This is a genomic window from Halobacillus faecis, assembly GCF_007991335.1.
Classification (GTDB): Bacteria; Bacillota; Bacilli; order Bacillales; family Halobacillaceae; genus Halobacillus; species Halobacillus faecis.
In genome coordinates this window covers 1-4,371 of the sequence record NZ_BJYD01000044.1, presented here as the reverse complement: position 1 = coordinate 4,371, position 4,371 = coordinate 1, and the positions used below count along the sequence as shown (strand labels likewise).

Below are 4,371 nucleotides of genomic sequence, written 5' to 3'. Positions count from 1 at the left end.
GGAGCCCTAAGCTCCCATAAAAGTCACGAAACTGAGTCTTCAACAATCCTACCCGTTTGCTTAAGAAGGGGTGGAAGAGAAAAGGTGCCGTTCTTGTGGGAACGGCACCTTGGTTAGTATGAAAGAATAATTTCCGTATGTACGGGATGGTACTTAAGGCTGGGAGCTGTATTCTTCTTCCATTTTACGCTCCACTTCTTTCTCATCATCAAGCTCTGTATCAAATAGATGATCCCAATCATCGTTGTCGATCATATCGATTTGAGCTTCTACCAGCATACGCAGTCTTGTTTTGAAAACTTTCGCCTGCTTTTTCATATCTTCCACTTCGATATTAATGCGGCGTGACTTTTCCAATGCTTCATTAATGATGCGATCCGCATTCTTTTCTGCTTCTTTGACGATTAATTTCGACTCTTTGTTTGCACTGTTTTTTACGTCTTCTGCCGTTTCTTGGGCGACGAGAATTGATTTATTGAGCGTCGTCTCAATATCGTTGAAGTGACCGAGACGTTCGTTCAATTGACTGACTTCCCGCTCCAACTCTTTCTTCTGGCGTATGACGATTTCATAATCTTTGATGACCTGATCGAGAAATTCATTGACCTCATCTTCATCATACCCTCTGAAACCGCGAGTAAATTCTTTATTATGAATATCCAGTGGTGTTAATGGCACACCATCCACCTCCCCAAAACATCGATCTAGTTAATAAATTCGACAGGAACCTACGTTATCCTTCTTTGTTGGTGCATTAATTTAATTTTGATGTCATGACTTTATATTTTTCCTTCTTCGTTTCGCCGAGGATTTCATCCAACCTGCTCCTCCCTTTTCCACGTAAAGAAATGAGATCGCCTTCCTCTAGTGAAAAAGAAGTGTCTTCAACGGTACGGAAGTTGACCTTTACTTGGCCTGCTTCAATGAACATCGAAGCTTTATTGCGGGACATGCCGTATATTTCCTTGACCATAACGTCCAGGCGCAATGAAGACACCGTCGTTTGTTTGGTAGACCATGTTTCATTGCTCTCTATTCGTGCGGATAATGGTTTTTCATCAAATTGTACGTTGGAACGCTTAATGCCGGTTAAGTTCATTTTGATGTAATCACTAATCTCAGAAGCTGTTGTAATTTGAATCGTCCCATCCTGAACCACGAGGTCGCCCATTTTCTCTCTGCGAATTCCTAAGGACATAAAGGCTCCTAAAACATCGCGGTGTTCCAGCGTTACAAATTTTTGAGGATAGGAAGCTTCCAACAGAGTCAGTTGAAAGTCCTCTTTTTCAATAATCTCGTAATCAGGAGCGATGATGGCTCGTTTTCTTTCACTAGCATCCGCGCCACCTTCTAATCCGTAAATAAGATCTGGATCGTTTCCCATAATCGCCTTCATGATCATCTGCTCCCTCGGGTCGAGGAAATCTGTCAGCTTCCGCTGATATTTTAGAGCGACATCTTCGCGAAAAGATAAGACTTGATCAATGAATGGCTTTTCTTCTTTCCGAAAGTGTTGATAGATATCCACCTAAAAAACCTCCATAACTACCAAAAGGAACAGATGCGAGAACATAGATGTGCTCTCTGATCTGTTCCTAGACTCATAATCCCATAATGATGTAATATAGTTCACCTAAACCTGCTCGAGCAAAGTTCAAAACGAGAATAGCAACGATTGGTGAAATATCAATCATACCTAGTGGGGGAATGATTTTTCGGAAAGGCTCCAAGAAAGGCTCAGCCAACCGCGAAAGAACTTCACCGAAACTGGATTCACGTGCCCCAGGGAACCAGGACATCAAAATGTAGATAATGAGAATCCAACTGTAAATTTGTAGTGCTGTCATTAAAATCTGAAACAAAAACGCCATGTCTTACCACCTTCTGTTTATATCATCGTCTTCTTGCGCAATCATTTCTGAAATCGACCCTGAAATCTCAACGTTATCAGGCGTACAGAGAAATGTTTGTGTACCGAGTTTCTGAATATCTCCACCTATAGCATATACCGTTCCGCTTAAAAAATCTACAATGCGTTTTGCCTGATGGTGATCGACACGCTGTAAGTTGATGACCACGGCACGACGGTTGACCAGCTGATCAGCAATGTCCTGAGCTTCATTGTAACTGCTGGGCTCACTCAATACCATTTTTGATGAGGATTTAGCACTTTTCAAACTGACGACATTGCCCTGCTCCTGTTTCTTCGTGGTTCGTTGACGCTGTGCAGGTTCTTCTTCGTAATCATCTTCCACTTCTTCCTCAATGTACTCGTATTCATCATCCAACGTGAAAAACGAACGAAATTTATTTTTCATGCTCATTTTCATCACCTCTGATTTTATTTATTCACCGACAAGACTGGAACCAAGACGGATATGTGTGGCTCCTTCTTCGATCGCCAGGGCGAAGTCGTTGCTCATTCCCATGGATAAATATTCACAAGGGGCATGACGATAACCTTTGTCCCTAATGCGATCTCTTAAAGCCCTGAGTTGGCGGAATACACCACGCAACTTCTCCTCGTCATCTGTATGAGGGGCCATCGTCATCAGACCAACGACCTTAACATTTTGGTAATGACTTAACACTTCTATAAAAGATTCAACTTCTGAAGCAGCCAACCCGTGTTTGGATTCCTCTTCACTAATATTAACCTGAATAAAACATGGAACCGGGCAGTTGGCCCTTTTGTTTATCTCTTTCGCTAGGGATTTTCGGTCAAGCGAATGAATCATGGAGACTTGTCCAATCACATCCTTCACTTTTCGCGATTGCAGGGACCCGATAAAATGCCAAGTTGCCTGATCGCCGATCTCCTCATATTTTTCCAGAAGACCTTCTTTACGGTTTTCTCCAAGATGTTTAATTCCTGCCTCAAGGGCTTCCTGTGCCCGTTCAGTAGTGACGTATTTGGTAACCGCAATAAGGGTGATTTCATTTTTAGAACGTCCACTATTTTTACAAGCTTGTTCAATTTTTTGATCAATTTTTGCTAAGTTATCTACAACCGACATGTTAGAACTCCTTCCCGCTCATCAAGTTCGAAGCGTGATAAACCCAAGCATACGCCCCGTACTCCCCTGATCCCGACGGTGGGAATAAAACGTTTTCTCTTCCTCGTATGTACAAAAGTCAGTCATTTGAATATTGTCTACCTTCAAACCTTCTTCGATCATCATTCTCCTGTGAAGAACTTTAAGGTCTAATTGATATTTCCCTTTTCCTTTGTTTATCACACATTCTTTTTGGTAACTTTCGGGGATGAAACTGATGACATGGTCATCGACTTCATAGTGTTTGATACCAATGGATGGCCCGATGACGACATGGATGTTTTCAAGCTTACATCCTTTGTCTTGAAGTGCGCGGAGCATCTCTCCTGCCATCCCGTTTACTGTGCCCTTCCATCCAGCATGAGCAATGCCTACCCACCCTGATTCAGAATCAGCAAAATATAAAGGTACGCAATCTGCAAAGAAAGCGCCAAGGACAAGGTTTTTCTCGTTGGTAATCAATCCATCAACGTTCGTGACGGATGTCTGCAAAGAAGTTGTGCCAGCTCCGGCACTCCTCTGATCTACAGCAGCAACCTCCGTGCCATGAACCTGCTCTCCGATGACCCATCTGGAAAGAGGGATGCCTATCTCCTCGGCAAGCGCTCGTCTATTTTTCAATACATCTTCTTTTTTATCGGATACATGGAGCCCCATGTTCAGCGTATCGAAAGGGGCTTCACTATGCCCGCCCTGTCGTGTCGTCAATCCTGCAGTCACATTCTGGTGGGAATGAAAACAAGTCATCTGTCTAATGGAATGTGATTGGAAAGGTTCCATTTGAACACCACCTCAATTTCACTCCATTTTAACACATTTTTCATCCAATTTCTTCTCTTATTCGTCTGATTCTGTCTTTTGTACTGTAGAAATGCTTTTGTAGCCGTTCTTTTTCACTAAAATGACATCGGCTCCGATGTTGACAATTTGATCCCATGGAATCGTCATCTCTTCTTCTTTTCCGAAAAGGCCCATTGCTTTTCCTTTCATCGTGAGGACAAGCCCCTTGAGCCGGCCTCTTTGTGTATCAATATCCAGATCGCTAATATATCCCAATCTTTCTCCTGTTTCCATCGCAATGACGTCTTTCATTTGCAGTTCCGTGATTTTCATGTCTCCTCACACTCCTTATTCCTACTATATGCATAGCATCAACAAATTAGAAAACAGAGAAAATGATTCTCCCATTTACTCAAACTCTTATTATTGTATATGGCAGGATTCTTAAAGACACAGTTTCGAGATGTTTCCGGGGTTCGTTGCTGAGTTGAGCGTCAGGGGTGTCTGGGAAGCAACTCGTCCAGCTCCATCCCCC

Annotated in this window: 7 protein-coding genes; all 7 read right to left on the bottom strand. The window is 42.8% G+C overall.

Annotated elements, in window-relative coordinates; all coding sequences use genetic code 11:
• Positions 1 to 153: 153 nt before the first annotated feature.
• Positions 154 to 678 (bottom strand): DivIVA domain-containing protein, encoded by a 525-nt coding sequence (locus tag HFA01_RS18710; protein WP_089652830.1) that lies wholly within the window; start codon positions 676 to 678, stop codon positions 154 to 156.
• A 76-nt stretch (positions 679 to 754) separates the two neighbouring features.
• Positions 755 to 1,528, bottom strand: a complete 774-nt coding sequence (locus tag HFA01_RS18705; RefSeq protein WP_146818890.1) for a YlmH family RNA-binding protein — start codon at positions 1,526 to 1,528, stop codon at positions 755 to 757.
• 73 nt (positions 1,529 to 1,601) lie between these two features.
• Positions 1,602 to 1,871, bottom strand: coding sequence for a YggT family protein (locus HFA01_RS18700; protein WP_089652828.1), 270 nt, complete (start codon positions 1,869 to 1,871; stop codon positions 1,602 to 1,604).
• A 3-nt stretch (positions 1,872 to 1,874) separates the two neighbouring features.
• Positions 1,875 to 2,324: a cell division protein SepF gene (locus tag HFA01_RS18695; protein ID WP_146818889.1), complete on the bottom strand. Its 450-nt coding sequence runs from the start codon at positions 2,322 to 2,324 to the stop codon at positions 1,875 to 1,877.
• Between the two features lie 21 nt (positions 2,325 to 2,345).
• Positions 2,346 to 3,017: a YggS family pyridoxal phosphate-dependent enzyme gene (locus tag HFA01_RS18690; RefSeq protein ID WP_146818888.1), complete on the bottom strand. Its 672-nt coding sequence runs from the start codon at positions 3,015 to 3,017 to the stop codon at positions 2,346 to 2,348.
• A 21-nt stretch (positions 3,018 to 3,038) separates the two neighbouring features.
• On the bottom strand, positions 3,039 to 3,836 hold the full coding sequence (pgeF, locus tag HFA01_RS18685; protein WP_146818887.1) for a peptidoglycan editing factor PgeF: 798 nt from the start codon (positions 3,834 to 3,836) through the stop codon (positions 3,039 to 3,041).
• Positions 3,837 to 3,893: 57 nt separating this feature from the next.
• Entirely contained in the window at positions 3,894 to 4,169 is a 276-nt protein-coding gene (locus tag HFA01_RS18680) for a YlmC/YmxH family sporulation protein (RefSeq protein ID WP_089652824.1), read from the bottom strand.
• Positions 4,170 to 4,371: the final 202 nt, after the last annotated feature.